We start from the raw sequence: 17,573 nt of genomic DNA on the forward strand, positions 1-17,573 counted from the left end.
GGGGGGGGGGGGGGGGGGGGGGGGGGTTTTTTATGTGTTGCGGGTGTAACTATCGAACGACCGCTGAATTACAAGATGCTCAGAGGGTATTCGACGATGAAGCGGAAGTCGTTGTTGTCGGCACCATTGATAGCGTTGTAAGAGCTATTTGTGCGGTAGAACGCGCTACGAATGCGGAAAGACAGGTCTTTGGCTGGACCGCTCTGCATGACGTATTTGGTCTCGAAGTCCAACTCGTGCTCTTTGCCTTCTTCGCCGCCGGTCTCAATGTTGTCACCGGTGATGTAACGAGTCATGAAGCTCAGGCCTGGAACGCCGTAGGTCTTCATGTTCAGGTCGTAGCGAGCCTGCCAAGAGCGCTCGTCTGTACCGTTGAAGTCGGAGTATTGGACGGAGTTGGCGAGAAAGATAGTACCGTTGCCGTCGGCGCCGTAAACGTAGCCGGTATCGCCGGTGGAGCGCTGGTGAGCCAGGGTGAACTTGTGGGCACCGATGGAATAGGCAGCTGCAAGGGACCAGATACGGTTGTCAACGTCACCGCTGAGTTTCTGGCCTTGATCCTTGCTGTCATAGCCGTTGAAATCGAAGTTCAGGGACTGATCTTCGCTGATCGGCAGGGTGTAGTTCAGATTGATGTATTTCTTTTTGTAGTGGTCTTCAATGTCGGAAGCTGCAACGCCCGCTACAAAATTCTCGGTGAATTGGTAGGTTGCACCAGCGATATCAGCGGATTTCAGACCGGTGCCGTTGATGCTGTCGTGACCCATGTGGTTCTGTCCGCTGATCGCGGTAAACCGGCCAGCGCTCAACTCCAGGCCTTCAATTTCTTTGCTGGTGATCATGGTGCCGGTGGCGATTTCCGGCAGCAGACGGCTGTCGTCGGTGGCGAGAACCGGGCTGCCAACGTATTGGCTGCCGTATTTCAGAACCGTGTCAGAGACACGGAACTTGACCGCTCCACCACCAATGGATTGGGTGTCTTCTGGTCGGCCATCGCTATCGTTACCGAACATGCCATTACCGGTGCGGCCACGACCGCTGTCCAGTTTGACCATGCCGTTGACCAAGGCGTCTACACCGAAACCAACGGTACCTTGGGTGAAGCCCGACTCGTATGTGGCGCGCGCAGCAAGGCCGGTTTCTTCACGATAGCTCTGGCCACCCGGGTTATTCTTGAAATCACGATTCATGTACAGCATACGGGTCAGAACGTTCAGGCTCTGATCTTCAAAAAAGCCCTTGGATTCTTCCTGGGAAGAGGCCATTGCGAACTGCGAGGTACTGGCCGAAACAGCCAGTGCGATCATGCTCCACTTCATCACGCGCATCGTGATTTGCTCCTTTGGTTTTTAGAAGAGTCTTGCCGTCCCACCTGTTTTTTTATCTGGGCGGCTCTTTCTTTTTGTGTCGGCGCGAACTTATATCACGACGACATTCATTGGCGATACTTGCCCATCCAATCTTTCAGCTTCTTTACGACCATGTCGCCAATGGCTCGATCCGTGTCGTATTTAGGCTGTTCCGGCGCAATCGGACTCACAACTCGAAGTTGCTTCTTTTTTCCCGGCGTCGGTGTAAAGAGTCCTTTGTTACTGCGCTTGAAGCTCCCTGTGGGCAACCTTGCCACTTTATTTATAAGCCAGCAGGTTTTCGCTTCCGACGATGCCCTGCAGGCAATGTGGGGATGAATGCAACAAGCATGCTCAAACCCGGTTTTTGTTCACGTTTTTTTCACATTCTCCCTGCTGGCGCAGTGAAACCTCATGAAACCGGGCTCCAAAGGCCTTGTTTTAATTAGGGTTGACTGCTGTGCTGCTCTCGTGTTTACAGCCGCTAAACGCTGCGAGACAACCAAAAACGTTACCGGTTCACCCTCTCAGTGAGTAGATCACGGATGCTTTGTGCACTGAGCGTAGACGCGTTGTGCTGTTTTGGTGCAAAAAAACTTCATCCTGTACGAAAATTTTACAGGCTCAGTGCAGGAAGCAACGTTCGCAGCGCCCGTCTCAGGCCTATGTGTTACCGGCTGCGCTGAGTTGGTGCGCGCGCTGGAAAAAAAGCATCAGGCAGGGTCATCGCTGTACGCAGTGAACCCTTCGGCGTTCAAGGGTATGCTGCGGTTCTGTGTCCTACGCAGGCCCGCTGAGTCGGGCAAAAAACGATAACCAGCGAGGAGTGTGCGCGGTGTTTGCTTTAGATCCACAACTGCAACAAGACACGTTGGTCATGGGTGACTTCCCGCTGTGCCGGTTGCTCTTGTCCAACGACGCCAATTACCCGTGGTTCATTCTCGTGCCGCGGCGGGAAGATATCAGCGAATTGTTTCAGTTGGATGACGCCGATCAACAGCAACTGTGGAAAGAAACCACCGCGCTGGCCGAAACCCTCAAGGACTCCTTCAGTGCTGACAAGCTGAACGTTGCAACCTTGGGTAACGTTGTCAGCCAACTGCATATGCACGTCATCGTGCGCAAACGTGATGACGCGGCCTGGCCAGCGCCGGTCTGGGGCAAGCACCCGGCCAAGCCTTATACTACTGAACAGGTGAAGGTCATTCGTGACCGATTGCGAGCGGCCTTGACCGATGATTTCAAGTTTCTGGAGGGCTGAAACCATGAACCTTGAAGAGCGTGTAACGGATCTGGAAAGCCGCCTGGCGTTTCAGGATGACACCATCCAGGCACTCAATGATGTGCTGGTGGCGCAGCAGCGAGTGGTCGAGCGTCTGCAGCTGCAAATGGCTGCTTTGCTCAAGCGCCAGGAAGAGATGGCCGGGCAATTCGAAACCTTTGAAGAAGAAGCGCCTCCGCCTCACTACTGATCGAGTGTAATGCCAGGCAATAAAAAACCGCGAGCAGCGTGGCTGTCTCGCGGTTTTTTTACGCTTGGGATCAGCGGCGCGGTAGCGCGGCGATCACATCTTCGGCCTGTAGGCCCTTGTCGCGGTTCATCACGGAGAACTCCACGCGCTGGCCTTCGACCAGAACGCGGTGGCCTTCGCCACGAATGGCCCGGAAATGCACAAAAATGTCATCGCCGGAGTCGCGGGAGATGAAACCGAACCCCTTGGAAGTGTTGAACCACTTCACGGTGCCAGTATCGCGGTTGGACATGTCGTAGTTCTGCGGTGCGGCGGCCGGTGACGCCTTCTTGTAGAAGCTGACAGCCAGGTGCAATGCCACGGCAAGCAGTGATGCGGTCAGGCTGAACAACACAGCCGGTTGACCGGCGATTTGCGGCATGGGCGCCAGCAGGGTCAGGGTTTGCAGGGCAACGGCCAACACCAGCAAGGCGCTGACCAGGTTTTGCAGTTGATGACGTGGGCCTTTGTTCCAGTAGGGGATAACAGGGGCAAGGGTCAGGTTGAGCAGGCCGAAGAAGGCCAGGTAAAGCGCATCGGGATGTTGCAGGTAAGGCGTGGCTTCGGAACCCAGGCTAGGGATGAAGGACAGCAGCAGGGCAGCTGCGCCCATTAGCAAGTGGACGATTTTCAACATTTTGATTGACTCACGGTTAAGACGGATCACTAAGGAAGAGCTGATCGGGGCGGTTCGCTTCGGAACAATAGAGAGGCGTTGGACACATTCCCGAATTCAGCCTATGCGCCATGCCCGGAAAAATGGGCGTAGCGACACACTGCCTATTTAACAGCAAAGCCCCGACCTTCTCAAACCCGTTACGGGGGCGGACCGCGCTGTTCGTCGGCGCAAGGGGTCGGGCAAGGGCGTGAAATTTCCCGCCTCGTCGGAACCGTCCGGTGTTGCGGCTTGTCGGTTCAGGAGGGCTGGCGATTTGTCGCAGGCTGGCGGCGGTAACACCCGCTAGAGTGCAAGAACCGCTGTCGAATTCATCACCGCAGGAGATCAACCAACATGGCAATTGATATCGGGATCAGTGAGGAAGATCGCAAATCCATCGTCGAGGGGCTTTCACGCCTGCTGTCGGATACTTATGTCTTGTACCTCAAGACCCATAATTTTCACTGGAATGTCACGGGGCCGATGTTTCGCACCCTGCACCTGATGTTTGAGGAGCAATACAACGAACTGGCGCTGGCAGTGGATCTGATTGCCGAACGCATTCGTGCCCTGGGCTTTCCCGCGCCGGGCGCTTACTCCGTGTATGCACGCTTGTCTTCTATCAAGGAAGAAGAAGGCGTGCCTGGCGCCGAAGACATGATCCGTCAGTTGGTCGAGGGTCAGGAAGCCGTGACGCGTACGGCCCGTAGCATCCTTCCTTTATCGGACAAGGTCAGTGACGAACCGACCACCGATCTGTTGACCCAGCGCATGCAGGTCCATGAAAAAACCGCATGGATGCTGCGCTCGTTGCTGGAAGACCGGTAAGCGCCGGGCCCGGCGATGACGGGGGCGTTGGCATTATCGCCCGCACTTTGTGTAGGACGTCGTAATTCGTCGCCTGCCTGCTGCTGGCTTGTCCTACGCCGATGGTCATAAAGTCATCTGGATCTGGCGATGCCGTTGAGCTTCCATAGAGCCACTGATTGGTTGTTCCAATTGAGAGGTTCGTATGGCAAAGGAGTGTCAACGGTATGATTCAAGGAAAAGAACCCGGGGAGGGTGTGCATGGGCGCTTTCAGCCCATTATCATCGACCCGTTCGTCCGGGGGTTCGACATGCAACTGGCCCGGCCCCTGTCCCGATCGATTCGCCTGAACGGGTTCGCCACCTGTCTTCGGCTTGAGCGGGTCTATTGGGATATTCTCGGTGAGATGGCCCAGCTCAACAGCTGTTCCATCAGCACCTTGCTATCCCATGTGGACCGGGAGGTGCACCTGCGTCATGGCGGGGTGCGCAATTTCAGCGGTTTGGTGCGCGTGGTTTGCGTGGTGCACAGTTTGAAGGACGCTGGCATGGATCATGGTGCGGCGTAGGAGCTGCCGAAGGCTGCGATTAGACTCAAGTGCCTGGGGCAAGATCGCAGCCTCGTTGCACTCGTCAGCTCCTACGTAGCTCCTACACAGTATCTACTCGACAATGACTGTTTAGTCTTGCGGCTGCACAGGCCGCATTTAATGGATATAATCCCGCTCTTTGCCGCAAAGCCCAGCCTTTGCGCGAGTAACCTGATCGCCGAGACAACCCCATGCCGATGTACGACTATCAATGTGCTTCCTGTGGTCATCAGATGGAAGCCATTCAAAAGATCAGCGCGGCACCGCTGGTCGATTGCCCTGCCTGCCAGGCGCCGGAACTGAAAAAGATGCTGTCCATGCCAGGTTTCCGCCTCGGTGGCACCGGCTGGTATGAAACCGACTTCAAGACCGGCGCCAAGAAGAACCTGGCCGGTGGCGACAAAGCGGACTGAGTTGAACACGCGCGAGCTCTTGCACGGGCAGGGCCTCCAACCGAATTTCGAATTACGAGAAGTGAAACCACTACCATGATGCGCAGCCATTATTGCGGCCAACTGAACGAAAGCCTGGAAGGTCAGGAAGTTACTCTTTGCGGATGGGTCCATCGTCGCCGTGACCATGGCGGGGTGATTTTCCTCGATATCCGTGATCGTGAAGGCCTGGCCCAAGTGGTGTTCGACCCGGACCGCGCTGAAACCTTCGCCGCCGCCGACCGCGTGCGCAGCGAGTACGTGGTCAAGATCACCGGCAAGGTACGCCTGCGTCCGGCCGGTGCCGGCAACGCCAACATGGCCTCGGGCATGATCGAAGTGCTGGGCTACGAGCTGGAAGTGCTCAACGAAGCGGAAACCCCGCCGTTCCCGCTCAACGAATACTCCGACGTGGGCGAAGAAACCCGCCTGCGCTATCGCTTCATTGACCTGCGTCGTCCGGAAATGGCCGAGAAGCTGCGTCTGCGTTCGCGCATGACCACCAGCATCCGTCGTTACCTGGATGAAAACGGTTTCCTCGACGTCGAGACGCCGATCCTGACCCGTGCAACGCCTGAAGGTGCTCGCGACTACCTGGTGCCGAGCCGCACCCACCCCGGCAGCTTCTTTGCCTTGCCGCAATCGCCGCAGTTGTTCAAGCAATTGCTGATGGTGGCCGGCTTCGACCGCTACTACCAGATCGCTAAGTGTTTCCGCGACGAAGACCTGCGTGCCGACCGTCAGCCTGAGTTCACTCAGATCGACATCGAGACCAGCTTCCTCGACGAAAAAGACATCATGGGCCTGACCGAAGGCATGATCCGCAACCTGTTCAAGGAAGTGCTGGGTCTGGAATTCGGCGAGTTCCCGCACATGACCTTCGAAGAAGCCATGCGCCGCTACGGTTCCGACAAGCCGGACCTGCGCAACCCGCTGGAACTGGTGGACGTGGCCGATCAGCTCAAGGAAGTTGATTTCAAGGTGTTCAGCGGCCCGGCCAATGACCCGAAATGCCGGATCGCGGCCCTGCGTGTGCCAGGCGGCGCAAGCATGCCGCGCAAGCAGATCGACGACTACACCAAGTTCGTCGGCATCTATGGTGCCAAGGGGCTGGCGTACATCAAGGTCAACGAGCGCGCGGCGGGTGTCGACGGCCTGCAATCGCCGATCGTGAAAAACATCCCTGAAGCCAACCTGAACGTGATCCTCGATCGCGTGGGCGCGGTTGATGGCGACATCGTGTTCTTCGGCGCCGACAAGGCCAAGATCGTCAGCGAAGCCTTGGGCGCGTTGCGCATCAAGCTGGGTCACGACCTCAAGCTGCTGACCTGCGAGTGGGCGCCGATGTGGGTCGTCGACTTCCCGATGTTTGAAGAGAACGACGACGGCAGCTTCTCTGCGCTGCACCACCCGTTCACCGCGCCGAAGTGCTCACCTGAGGAGTTGGAAGCCAACCCGGCCACCGCTCTGTCACGCGCTTACGACATGGTCTTGAACGGCACCGAGCTGGGTGGCGGTTCGATCCGTATCCACCGCAAGGAAATGCAACAGGCGGTCTTCCGTCTGCTGGGCATCAGTGAAGCGGAACAGGAAGAGAAATTCGGCTTCCTGCTCGATGCGCTGAAGTACGGTGCACCGCCCCACGGCGGCCTGGCCTTTGGCCTGGACCGTCTGGTGATGCTGATGACCGGCGCCCAGTCGATCCGTGAAGTGATCGCGTTCCCGAAAACCCAGAGCGCGGCCGATGTCATGACCCAGGCTCCGGGCGTAGTGGATGCGAAAGCTCTGCGCGAGCTGCACATCCGTCTGCGTGAACAGCCAAAGGCTGAGTAAGGCCGACACCTGGAGGCGCATCTTCGGATGCGCCTTTTCATTGGGGTCGATATTTCTGGTTGCCGGCTCTTGCGCGAGCGCAGGGCGGGCAATGTTTCAAAGAGAAACCGGAGCGAGTTATGGCAGGTCATTCCAAGTGGGCGAACATCAAGCACCGCAAAGAACGTCAGGATGCCAAGAGGGGCAAGATTTTCACCAAGTGGATCCGTGAGCTGACGGTCGCTGCCCGCCAGGGTGGCGGTGATCCGGGCTCCAACCCGCGCTTGCGCCTGGCCCTGGACAAGGCGCTTGGGGCGAACATGAGTCGCGACATCATCGATCGGGCCGTTGCCCGCGGTGCGGGTGCGACCGAAGCCGATAATGTGGAAGAGCTGACCTACGAGGGTTACGGCCCCGGTGGCGTAGCGGTGATGGTTGAGTGCATGACCGACAACCGCAACCGCACTGCCGCCGCCGTACGTCATGCTTTCAGCAAATGCGGGGGCAACCTGGGCACCGACGGTTCGGTGGCGTACCTGTTCGAGCGCAAGGGGCAGATCAGCTTCGCGCCGGGTATCGATGAAGACGCCCTGACGGAAGCGGCCCTGGAAGCCGACGCCGATGACGTGGTCAGTCATGAGGACGGTTCGTTCGACGTGTTCACCTCGTTCGCCAGCTTCTACGCCGTGCGCAATGCGTTGGAGGCCGCCGGTTTCACACCCGCCGACGCCGAAATCGTCATGCAGCCCACCACCAGCGCCGAACTGGACCTGGAAGGCGCCGAGAAGGTGCTCAAGCTGATCGACATGCTTGAAGACCTGGATGATGTGCAGAACGTTTATTCCAACGCCGATATTCCTGAAGCGGTCGCCGAACAACTCGGCTAACCCCCGTAGGAGCTGGCGAAGCCTGCGATCCTTTGATTTTCTGGTCGAAAAGGCAAAATCAAAAGATCGCAGGCTTCGCCAGCTCCTACACGGCTGTATCCTCAAGCAACCGCATTACCTTTCGCAGGCGTTATGACTTTAATCCTTGGTATCGACCCCGGTTCGCGCATCACCGGCTACGGCGTGGTTCGTGATACCGGGCGTGGCTGCGTGTATGTCGCCTCAGGCTGTATCCGCACCGGCGCCGGTGAGTTGCATGAGCGCTTGCAGATTGTTTATCGCGGCGTGCGTGAAGTCATCCAGACCTACGGCCCGGTCACCATGGGTATTGAAAAGGTCTTCATGGCGCGCAACGCCGATTCTGCCCTGAAGCTGGGGCAGGCTCGAGGGGCGGCCATTGTGGCCGGTGCCGAGGAAAACCTGGAAATCGCCGAATACACCGCGACCCAGGTCAAGCAGGCGGTCGTTGGAACGGGCGCGGCCAACAAGGAGCAGGTGCAGATGATGGTGATGCATCTGCTGAAACTGGTCAGCAAGCCGCAGATCGATGCCTCCGATGCCCTGGCCATCGCCATTTGCCATGCTCATACCCGTTCCAGCCTGTTGCCGCATGGCCTGGGAGCCGCACGCAGTCGTGGCGGGCGCCTGCGTCTCTGATAGCATCAGCGCAATCTTTCGTGAGCCCGAGCATTTTGCGCCTGTGTCGTCGGCCTCCATGCTCCGGCCGTTACTCGCCAGCCCACGGCTGGCCTACGCCCAAGGATCTGAAACGTGATTGGACGCTTGCGCGGCACCCTGGCTGAAAAACAGCCGCCGCACCTGATTCTGGATGTAAATGGCCTGGGTTATGAGCTTGAAGTGCCCATGACCACGCTGTATCGCCTGCCGTCGGTCGGTGAACCGCTGACGCTGCACACCCATTTGGTCGTGCGCGAGGATGCCCAGTTACTCTATGGCTTCGTCGGCAAGCGCGAGCGGGATTTCTTCCGCGAGCTGATTCGTCTCAACGGCGTCGGTCCGAAATTGGCCCTGGCCTTGATGTCGAGCCTGGAAGTCGACGAACTGGTGCGCTGCGTGCAGTCCCAGGACACGTCGGCCCTGACCAAGGTGCCAGGGGTGGGCAAGAAAACCGCCGAGCGCCTGCTGGTTGAGCTCAAGGACCGGTTCAAGGCCTGGGAGGCAGTGCCAGCCATGTTCGCGCTGGTGCCGAACCAGCCGGACGCGCCAGCGCCCGCGGCCAGCGCGGAAAACGATGCGGTCACCGCACTGATCTCCCTGGGCTACAAGCCGCAGGAGGCCAGCAAGGCGATTTCCGCTATCAAGGAAAAAGGCTTGAGCACCGAAGACATGATTCGTCGTGCCCTGAAGGGAATGATTTAAGTGATTGAAGCCGATCGTCTGATCGCCGCCACGGGTGCCCCCCGTGACCGTGAAGAAGTACAAGACCGTGCGATTCGTCCCGTCAGCCTGGCCGATTACATCGGTCAGCCGGCGGTTCGCGAGCAAATGGAACTGTTTATTCAGGCGGCCCGCGGGCGTAACGAGTCTCTGGACCATACCTTGATCTTCGGTCCTCCCGGTTTGGGCAAGACCACCCTGGCCAACATCATTGCCCAGGAGATGGGCGTGTCGATCAAGAGTACCTCCGGGCCGGTCCTCGAACGTCCGGGTGACCTGGCGGCGCTGCTGACCAACCTTGAGCCCCATGATGTGCTGTTCATCGATGAAATCCACCGGCTGTCGCCGATCGTCGAGGAAGTGCTGTACCCGGCCATGGAGGACTTCCAGCTCGACATCATGATTGGCGAGGGGCCGGCGGCCCGTTCCATCAAGCTGGATCTGCCGCCTTTTACCCTGGTGGGCGCCACTACCCGCGCTGGCATGTTGACCAACCCGCTGCGGGACCGTTTCGGTATCGTCCAGCGCCTGGAGTTCTACAACAACGCCGATCTGGCGACGATTGTCGGCCGCTCGGCCGGCATTCTCGGGTTGCCGCTGGACCCGGATGGCGCTTATGAAATCGCCCGGCGGGCGCGGGGTACGCCGCGGATCGCCAACCGGCTGTTGCGGCGGGTCCGGGATTTTGCCGAAGTCCGCGCCAAGGGCCACATCACCAAACCGATTGCCGACCTGGCGTTGAACCTGCTGGACATCGACGAGCGTGGTTTCGACCACCAGGACCGGCGCCTGCTGCTGACCATGATCGAGAAGTTCGACGGCGGTCCGGTGGGCGTGGACAGCCTGGCGGCGGCCATCAGCGAAGAGCGCCATACCATCGAAGATGTGCTGGAACCGTACCTGATCCAACAGGGCTACATCATGCGCACCCCGCGCGGGCGTGTGGTGACTCGCCACGCCTATCTGCACTTCGGCTTAAACATCCCGACACGAATGGGTGAGATGCCGGTAGTAGACGAATTCCTCGATGCCGTGGACGATTGAACGACCTCTGTGCAGCGACTTTTTTCAGGTTCGTGCTGTCCCAGACGACACCCGGAGCGTCATTGCATTCGAGAATGAAAAAAACAGTTGCCTGGCCGATTGGCAACCTGAGGAGTAAGCACTAGAGTATGCGCGCGCAAAACGGGCTGGAGTCGTTCGCACATCGCTGTCGCGTTTATTACGAGGACACCGATGCCGGCGGCATCGTTTACTACGTCAATTACCTCAAGTTTATGGAACGGGCTCGAACCGAACGGCTGCGGGAACTGGGTTTTGCCCAATCCGCGCTGGTGGGGGAGGACCTGTTATTCGTCGTGCATTCCAGCGAAGCGCGTTACCACGCGCCGGCGCGACTGGACGACGAGCTTCTGGTAAGTGCCGATGTCATCGAATTGAACCGTGCCAGCCTGCGCTTCAAGCAGCAGGTCAGGCGGGCTACGGATAATGCGCTGCTCTGTGAAGGGCAGTTTCTGGTGGCCTGTGTGCGCACCCATAGTTTGAAACCCCGGGCCATTCCCGAAGCTCTACGCGCGGCCTTTGCCGGCGTGAGCGGCGCCGGTACATACTCAGAGCAGGAGATAAAGCGTGGAAGCTAACGTCGTCGACCATTCCTCCATGTGGAGCCTGGTCAGCAATGCCAGCGTTGTGGTGCAGTTGGTAATGCTGATCCTGGTAGCCGCATCGGTGACCTCATGGATCATGATCTTTCAGCGCAGCAACATGCTGCGCGCCGGTCGTCGAGCCCTGGAGAGCTTCGAGGAGCGCTTCTGGTCCGGTATCGACCTGTCCAAACTCTACCGCCAGGCGGGCAGCAACCCGGACCCGGACTCGGGTGTCGAGCAGATTTTCCGCGCCGGCTTCAAGGAGTTCTCCCGTCTGCGCCAGCAACCAGGCGTAGACCCTGAAGCCGTGATGGAAGGCGTGGCCCGTGCCATGCGCGTCGCCATCTCCCGCGAGGAAGAAAAACTCGAGCAGGGCCTGCCGTTCCTGGCCACCGTCGGTTCGGTCAGCCCGTACATCGGCCTGTTCGGTACCGTGTGGGGGATCATGAACTCCTTCCGTGGCCTGGCCACAGCCCAGCAAGCGACCCTGGCCACCGTGGCCCCGGGTATTGCCGAGGCGCTGATTGCCACCGCCATTGGTCTGTTCGCGGCCATCCCGGCTGTAATCGCCTACAACCGCTTTGCTGCCCGCAGCGAAACGCTGACCAGCCGTTACTACACCTTCGCCGATGAATTCCAGGCGATCCTGCACCGCAAAGTGCACACCAGCGAAGAATAAGCAGGTATTTCCCAATGGCTTTAATCGCTCGAGCCCGAAAAAAGCGCAAGCCGGTTGCCGAGATGAACGTGGTGCCCTACATCGACGTGATGTTGGTGCTGCTGGTCATCTTCATGGTGACCGCGCCGATGCTCAATCAGGGCGTGAAGGTTGATCTGCCCAAGGTTTCCAGTGAAGCCTTGCCGCAGGACAACGACACCCAGGTCCTGACCATTTCGATCAAGGCTGACAAGACCTACTACTGGAACCTTGGCAGCGAAGTCGACACCGAGAAGCAGCAGGACCGGGCCATGACCTTGCCGCAGATGACCGATGCGGTGACCAAGATCATCAACGCCGGCAACAGCAACGGCAAGCGCACCCAGGTTTTCATTCGCGGCGACAAGACTGTCGACTACGGTGCGGTGATGGGCGCCATGGGCGGCCTGCAAAAAGCCGGGGTCGGTAATGTTGGCTTAATCACTGAGGCGCCCTGATGCAGCAACAGCGAGAGCCGTCCGCCTCGGAAAGCTACTTCTGGCCTAGTGTCTGGGCAATTGGCTTGCATGTGCTGGTGTTTGGCATGCTGTTCGTCAGTTTTGCCATGACTCCGGAGCTGCCGCCGGCCAAGCCGATCGTGCAGGCGACCCTGTATCAGCTCAAGTCCAAGAGCCAGGCCACCACGCAGACCAACCAGAAGCTTGCCGGTGAGGCGAAGAAATCCGCTGCGCGCCAGACCGAAGTCGAGCAGATGGAGCAAAAGAAGGTCGAGCAGGAAGCGATAAGAGCTGCGGAACAAAAGAAAGAGCAAGCGGCTCAAAAGGCCGAAGAAGCCAGGAAGGCTGACGAAGCCAAGAAAGCCGATGAAGCGAAGAAGACCGCCGAGGCGAAAAAGGCTGAAGAGAAACAATTGGCTGATATAGCCAAGAAGAAGTCCGAAGAAGAAGCCAAGAAAGCCGCTGAAGAAGAGGCCAAGAAAGCGGCCGCTGAGGCAGCGAAGAAAAAGATTGTCGAGGACGCCAAGAAAAAAGCGGCCGAGGACGCCAAGAAGAAAGCTGAAGCTGACGAGGCGAAAAAGAAAATCGCCGAAGACGCGAAGAAGAAAGCCGCCGCCGACGCCGCCAAGAAAAAGGCTCAGGACGCAGCGCGTAAATCCGCCGAAGAGAAAAAGGCCCAGGCCTTGGCAGATTTGCTTTCCGACACGCCAGAGCGTCAGCAGGCATTGGCTGATGAGCAGGGCGATGAAGTCGCCGGCAGTTTCGATGATTTGATTCGCGCCCGAGCAGCAGAAGGCTGGGCTCGTCCACCTTCGGCACGCAAAGGCATGACTGTAGTATTGCAAATCGGCATGTTGCCCGACGGTACGGTTACCTCGGTCAGCGTGGCCAAGTCCAGCGGTGATGGCCCGTTCGACGCCTCGGCGGTCGCAGCGGTCAAGAACATTGGGCGATTGACGGAAATGCAAGGAATGAAACCGAGCGATTTTGCTCCCTATCGTTCATTCAAGATGACATTCACACCTGAGGATCTAGCCTTGTGAGAAACCTTCTTCGATCAATGCTGGTCGTTATCTGCTGCCTGGCAGGGATAGCGGTAGCAGAGGAAAAGAACATTCTGGTCACCAGCGGCAGCGACCGGGCGACCCCGATCGCCGTCGTACCGTTCGGCTGGCAGGGCGGTAGCGTCCTGCCGGACGACATGGCGGAAATCATCGGTAATGACCTGCGCAACTCGGGTTACTACGCGCCGATTCCGAAGCAGAACATGATCAGCCTGCCGACCCAGGCCAGCGAAGTCATCTATCGCGACTGGAAAGCCCTGGGCGCCCAGTACCTCATGGTCGGCAACATCGTGCCGGCCGGCGGTCGCCTGCAGGTGCAGTACACCCTGTTCAACGTCGCCACCGAGCAGCAAGTGCTGACCGGCAGTGTGTCGGGCAGCGTCGATCAACTGCGTGACATGGCGCACTACATCTCCGACCAGTCGTTCGAGAAACTCACCGGCATCAAGGGTGCGTTCTCTACCCGCATGCTCTACGTGACGGCCGAACGCTTCTCTGAGAAAAATACCCGTTACACCTTGCAGCGTTCAGACTATGACGGCGCTCGTGCAGTGACCCTGCTGCAATCGCGCGAGCCGATCCTGTCGCCGCGTTTCGCCCCCGATGGCAAGCGCATCGCTTATGTTTCGTTCGAACAGAAGCGTCCGCGTATCTTCATGCAACACATTGACACTGGTCGCCGTGAGCAAATCACCAACTTCGAAGGCCTGAACGGTGCGCCAGCCTGGTCGCCAGACGGTACGCGCCTGGCCTTCGTACTGTCCAAGGATGGTAACCCGGACATCTATGTGATGAATCTGGCTTCGCGTGCGATTTCTCGCGTGACCAATGGTCCCGGCATCAACACCGAACCGTTCTGGGGCAAGGATGGCTCGACCATCTACTTCACCTCCGACCGTGGCGGCAAGCCGCAGATCTACAAGACCAGCGCCAGTGGTGGCGGTGCCGAACGCGTGACGTTCGTCGGTAACTACAACGCCAACCCTAAACTGTCGGCGGATGAAAAGACCCTGGTGATGATCCATCGCCAGGATGGCTTTACCAATTTCAAGGTGGCGGCTCAGGATTTGCAGCGAGGTAGTGTAAAGATCCTCACTGATAGCACTCTGGACGAGTCACCTACTGTTGCGCCCAACGGCACCATGGTAATCTACGCCACCCGCCAGCAGGGCCGGGGAGTCTTGATGCTCGTGTCCATTAATGGACGCGTGAGGCTCCCGCTTCCTACCGCACAAGGCGAAGTCAGAGAACCGTCCTGGTCCCCTTACCTGAACTGACGCGGCGCAATACGTTTTACTTAACACACTGGGGTTCATTAGGAGTTTCACGATGGAAATGCTGAAGTTTGGTAAATTTGCTGCGCTGGCTCTGGCCATGGCTGTAGCTGTAGGTTGCTCGTCCAAAGGCGGCGACAACGCCGGTGAAGGCGCTGTTGATCCAAACGCTGGTTACGGCGCTAACACTGGTGCAGTTGATGGCTCCCTGAGCGAAGAAGCTGCTCTGCGCGCAATCACCACCTTCTACTTCGAATACGACAGCTCGGACCTGAAGCCAGAAGCCATGCGCGCTCTGGACGTTCACGCCAAAGACCTGAAGTCGAACGGCGCTCGCGTTGTTCTGGAAGGCAACACCGACGAACGTGGTACTCGTGAGTACAACATGGCACTGGGCGAGCGTCGTGCGAAAGCCGTTCAGCGCTACCTGGTACTGCAAGGTGTTTCCCCAGCTCAGCTGGAACTGGTTTCCTACGGCGAAGAGCGTCCAGTTGCTACCGGCAACGACGAGCAGTCCTGGGCTCAAAACCGTCGCGTCGAACTGCGTAAGTAATTCGTCATGCGAACGTGCCGCCGTGCTGTAACTGTTCTGGCTCTCAGCCTCGCGCCGCTTGCGGTGTGGGCTGCGGTTCCCGTGGTCGATAATGATTCCGGCTATAACAATAGCGCAAGCAATTATCCGCCTGCAGGTTACGGTACGAGCGGCGCCTATGCCGGGGGAGGGGTTTCGGCCCCTGTCTCGGCACAGGGCCAGCTGTTCAACCAACTGCAGCAAATGCAAGACCAGATTTCACGCCAGCAAGGCGCGATTGAGGTTCTGCAAAATGAAATTTCGCGCATGAAGCAGGAAAACCTGGAGCGATACCAGGATCTTGATCGGCGCATAGGAACCGGTGTTGCACCTGCCGCGACTCCTGAGAATTCTCCAGCCGGTGGCGACTCGAACGCCCCTGGCGCAGCCGCAGGCGCGGGAGCAGCTGCTCCGGCACCTGCAGCCGGTGGTGAGCCGGCTGATCCGGCGAAGGAAAAGCTCTATTACGACGCTGCCTTCGATCTGATCAAGGCCAAGGATTTCGACAAGGCCAGCCTGGCCTTTGCCGCTTTCCTGCGCAAATACCCCAACAGCCAGTACGCGGGCAATGCCCAATATTGGCTCGGCGAAGTGAACCTGGCCAAGGGCGACCTACAAGGTGCCGGCGAGGCATTTGCCAAGGTTTCGCAGTTGTATCCCAAGCACGCCAAGGTGCCGGATTCGCTGTACAAGCTCGCTGACGTGGAACGCCGCCTCGGTCACACCGATAAGGTCAAAGGCATTCTGCAACAGGTGGTGGCCCAGTACCCGGGGACATCCGCTGCCCAATTGGCTCAGCGTGACTTGCAGCGTATGTGAGGCTGTTTGATCCGTTTCGAAGAAACCCGCGCTTGTCGCGGGTTTTTTCGTTAGAATTCACGCCCTTTTTATGAAACACGCTTCTTGGGATCTGCGCGTTGGCGGGGTTGCTGGAAGTGCCTGACGGAGGCGGACAGCCTGTTTAGCTGTTACGCCCGTGGCGACTATGCAAGACACATTGAGAATTACCGAAGTTTTTTACTCGTTGCAGGGTGAAACGCGAACGGCCGGGCTGCCCACAGTATTTGTGCGCCTCACCGGTTGCCCATTGCGTTGCCAATACTGCGACAGTGCCTACGCCTTCAGTGGCGGCACCCTGCGAAGCCTCGACGACATCCTTGAGCAGGTGGCCGGTTTTCGCCCGCGCTACGTCTGCGTTACGGGCGGCGAGCCACTGGCGCAACCCAACGCCATCCCCTTGCTCAAGCGATTGTGCGATGCCGGTTACGAGGTATCGCTGGAAACCAGCGGCGCCTTGGATATCGCGCCTGTTGATCCGCGGGTCAGCCGCGTCGTCGATCTGAAGACCCCAGGGTCCAAGGAAGCCCATCGCAATCGCTATGAGAACATCGAACTGCTGACGCCCAACGATCAGGTCAAGTTCGTTATCTGTTCGCGGGAAGATTATGACTGGGCCGTGTCCAAACTGATTCAGTACGGGCTCGACCAACGGGCTGGCGAAGTGTTGTTTTCGCCGAGTCATCATGACCTGAACGCCCGGGAGCTGGCGGACTGGGTGGTGGCGGACAATTTGCCGGTGCGCCTGCAATTGCAACTGCATAAATATCTTTGGAACGACGAGCCGGGGCGCTGATATGACTGAACACTCGAACATTGCAGAAAAACGTGCGGTCATCCTGTTGTCCGGCGGCCTGGATTCCGCGACGGTCGTGGCCATGGCGCGTGCCGAGGGCTACCGCTGCTACACCATGAGTTTCGATTACGGCCAGCGCCACCGCGCTGAACTGCACGCCGCCGAGCGGGTGGCCCGGGACCTGGGCGTCGTCGAACACAAGGTGATCGGATTGAACCTCAACGGCATCGGTGGCTCGGCTTTGACCGACAGCTCCATCGACGTGCCTGAAACTCCCAGCGAAGGTATTCCGGTGACCTATGTGCCGGCACGCAATACCGTGTTCCTGTCCCTGGCCCTGGGCTGGGCTGAGGTGCTGGGCGCCCGTGACATCTTCATCGGCGTCAACGCTGTGGATTATTCCGGCTACCCGGACTGCCGCCCGGAGTTCGTCGAGGCGTTCGAGCGTATGGCCAACCTGGCGACCAAGGCCGGTGTAGAAGGGCAGGGCTTCCGTATTCAGGCGCCACTGCAGAATCTCAGCAAGGCCGACATCGTTCGGGCTGGGGTGAAGCTTGGCGTGGACTACGGACTCACCGTTTCCTGCTATCAGGCTGATGATCAGGGGCGTGCTTGCGGTAAATGCGACAGCTGTCGCCTGCGTGCCGAAGGCTTCGCAGCGGCGGGTGTGAGCGATCCAACCCCTTATTTTTGATTTATTTCAAATTAGGTGTTGAATAGTCCTTAGAAATCAGTATTATACGCGCCACCACACAGCGGGTCGTTAGCTCAGTTGGTAGAGCAGTTG

At 58.5% G+C, this 17,573-nt stretch carries 21 protein-coding genes; 19 read left to right on the forward strand and 2 right to left on the reverse strand.

The annotated features are described in order from the left end of the window. Nucleotides 1-68: 68 nt before the first annotated feature. Nucleotides 69-1,328 (reverse strand): OprD family porin, encoded by a 1,260-nt coding sequence (locus tag HU811_RS14980; RefSeq protein ID WP_186656706.1) that lies wholly within the window; start codon nt 1,326-1,328, stop codon nt 69-71. A gap of 856 nt (nt 1,329-2,184) precedes the next feature. On the opposite strand from HU811_RS14980, the gene HU811_RS14985 reads away from it, so the two are divergent. Both HU811_RS14985 and HU811_RS14990 read left to right on the forward strand, forming a co-directional pair. Then, nucleotides 2,185-2,610: an HIT family protein gene (locus HU811_RS14985; RefSeq protein ID WP_092393326.1), complete on the forward strand. Its 426-nt coding sequence runs from the start codon at nt 2,185-2,187 to the stop codon at nt 2,608-2,610. Nucleotides 2,611-2,614: 4 nt separating this feature from the next. After that, on the forward strand, nt 2,615-2,821 hold the full coding sequence (locus HU811_RS14990; protein WP_025215235.1) for a SlyX family protein: 207 nt from the start codon (nt 2,615-2,617) through the stop codon (nt 2,819-2,821). A 70-nt stretch (nt 2,822-2,891) separates the two neighbouring features. Here HU811_RS14990 and HU811_RS27630 read toward each other — a convergent pair whose 3' ends face one another. Then, nucleotides 2,892-3,497, reverse strand: a complete 606-nt coding sequence (locus HU811_RS27630) for a cold-shock protein (protein WP_186656709.1) — start codon at nt 3,495-3,497, stop codon at nt 2,892-2,894. A 375-nt stretch (nt 3,498-3,872) separates the two neighbouring features. Between HU811_RS27630 and HU811_RS15000 the strand changes: the two genes are divergently transcribed. The 17 genes from HU811_RS15000 to queC all read left to right on the forward strand — a co-directional run bounded on the left by HU811_RS15000 (nt 3,873) and on the right by queC (nt 17,480). Then, nucleotides 3,873-4,346 (forward strand): Dps family protein, encoded by a 474-nt coding sequence (locus tag HU811_RS15000; protein ID WP_092393315.1) that lies wholly within the window; start codon nt 3,873-3,875, stop codon nt 4,344-4,346. A gap of 206 nt (nt 4,347-4,552) precedes the next feature. Further along, nucleotides 4,553-4,894, forward strand: a complete 342-nt coding sequence (locus tag HU811_RS15005) for a ribbon-helix-helix domain-containing protein (RefSeq protein ID WP_186656711.1) — start codon at nt 4,553-4,555, stop codon at nt 4,892-4,894. Nucleotides 4,895-5,106: 212 nt separating this feature from the next. Further along, entirely contained in the window at nt 5,107-5,328 is a 222-nt protein-coding gene (locus HU811_RS15010; protein WP_003178589.1) for an FmdB family zinc ribbon protein, read from the forward strand. Between the two features lie 75 nt (nt 5,329-5,403). Further along, complete coding sequence (gene aspS / locus HU811_RS15015; RefSeq protein WP_092393309.1) at nt 5,404-7,179, forward strand: aspartate--tRNA ligase; 1,776 nt, start codon at nt 5,404-5,406, stop codon at nt 7,177-7,179. A gap of 119 nt (nt 7,180-7,298) precedes the next feature. After that, complete coding sequence (locus tag HU811_RS15020) at nt 7,299-8,045, forward strand: YebC/PmpR family DNA-binding transcriptional regulator (protein ID WP_186656713.1); 747 nt, start codon at nt 7,299-7,301, stop codon at nt 8,043-8,045. A gap of 132 nt (nt 8,046-8,177) precedes the next feature. Beyond that, the gene (ruvC, locus tag HU811_RS15025) at nt 8,178-8,702 is read left to right on the forward strand and encodes a crossover junction endodeoxyribonuclease RuvC (RefSeq protein ID WP_030140802.1); all 525 of its coding nucleotides are present in this window, start codon (nt 8,178-8,180) and stop codon (nt 8,700-8,702) included. Between the two features lie 114 nt (nt 8,703-8,816). Continuing rightward, a complete protein-coding gene (gene ruvA / locus HU811_RS15030; RefSeq protein ID WP_047227070.1) occupies nt 8,817-9,425 on the forward strand; it encodes a Holliday junction branch migration protein RuvA in 609 nt (202 codons plus the stop codon). After that, nucleotides 9,426-10,487: a Holliday junction branch migration DNA helicase RuvB gene (gene ruvB / locus HU811_RS15035; RefSeq protein ID WP_092393303.1), complete on the forward strand. Its 1,062-nt coding sequence runs from the start codon at nt 9,426-9,428 to the stop codon at nt 10,485-10,487. A 128-nt stretch (nt 10,488-10,615) separates the two neighbouring features. Continuing rightward, on the forward strand, nt 10,616-11,083 hold the full coding sequence (ybgC, locus tag HU811_RS15040; protein WP_092393300.1) for a tol-pal system-associated acyl-CoA thioesterase: 468 nt from the start codon (nt 10,616-10,618) through the stop codon (nt 11,081-11,083). Then, on the forward strand, nt 11,073-11,768 hold the full coding sequence (tolQ, locus tag HU811_RS15045) for a protein TolQ (RefSeq protein ID WP_047227067.1): 696 nt from the start codon (nt 11,073-11,075) through the stop codon (nt 11,766-11,768). The genes ybgC and tolQ overlap by 11 nt, the downstream gene beginning before the upstream one ends. 23 nt (nt 11,769-11,791) lie before the next feature. Continuing rightward, the gene (tolR, locus tag HU811_RS15050) at nt 11,792-12,244 is read left to right on the forward strand and encodes a protein TolR (protein ID WP_160893274.1); all 453 of its coding nucleotides are present in this window, start codon (nt 11,792-11,794) and stop codon (nt 12,242-12,244) included. Beyond that, nucleotides 12,244-13,287, forward strand: a complete 1,044-nt coding sequence (tolA, locus tag HU811_RS15055; protein ID WP_092393297.1) for a cell envelope integrity protein TolA — start codon at nt 12,244-12,246, stop codon at nt 13,285-13,287. Before tolR ends, tolA begins: the two co-directional genes overlap by 1 nt. Then, on the forward strand, nt 13,284-14,585 hold the full coding sequence (tolB, locus tag HU811_RS15060) for a Tol-Pal system beta propeller repeat protein TolB (protein WP_092393294.1): 1,302 nt from the start codon (nt 13,284-13,286) through the stop codon (nt 14,583-14,585). The genes tolA and tolB overlap by 4 nt, the downstream gene beginning before the upstream one ends. A 52-nt stretch (nt 14,586-14,637) precedes the next feature. Continuing rightward, nucleotides 14,638-15,135, forward strand: coding sequence for a peptidoglycan-associated lipoprotein Pal (pal, locus tag HU811_RS15065; RefSeq protein WP_003205029.1), 498 nt, complete (start codon nt 14,638-14,640; stop codon nt 15,133-15,135). Between the two features lie 6 nt (nt 15,136-15,141). Then, entirely contained in the window at nt 15,142-15,972 is an 831-nt protein-coding gene (gene ybgF, locus HU811_RS15070) for a tol-pal system protein YbgF (protein ID WP_186656715.1), read from the forward strand. A 166-nt stretch (nt 15,973-16,138) separates the two neighbouring features. Continuing rightward, nucleotides 16,139-16,786 carry a 7-carboxy-7-deazaguanine synthase QueE gene (queE, locus tag HU811_RS15075; RefSeq protein ID WP_047227061.1) on the forward strand — a complete coding sequence of 216 codons (648 nt, stop codon included), beginning with the start codon at nt 16,139-16,141 and terminating at the stop codon, nt 16,784-16,786. A 19-nt stretch (nt 16,787-16,805) separates the two neighbouring features. Continuing rightward, nucleotides 16,806-17,480 (forward strand): 7-cyano-7-deazaguanine synthase QueC, encoded by a 675-nt coding sequence (gene queC / locus HU811_RS15080; RefSeq protein ID WP_171061329.1) that lies wholly within the window; start codon nt 16,806-16,808, stop codon nt 17,478-17,480. Nucleotides 17,481-17,573: the final 93 nt, after the last annotated feature.

It is taken from the genome of Pseudomonas tehranensis (assembly GCF_014268615.1).
Classification (GTDB): domain Bacteria; phylum Pseudomonadota; class Gammaproteobacteria; order Pseudomonadales; family Pseudomonadaceae; genus Aquipseudomonas; species Aquipseudomonas tehranensis.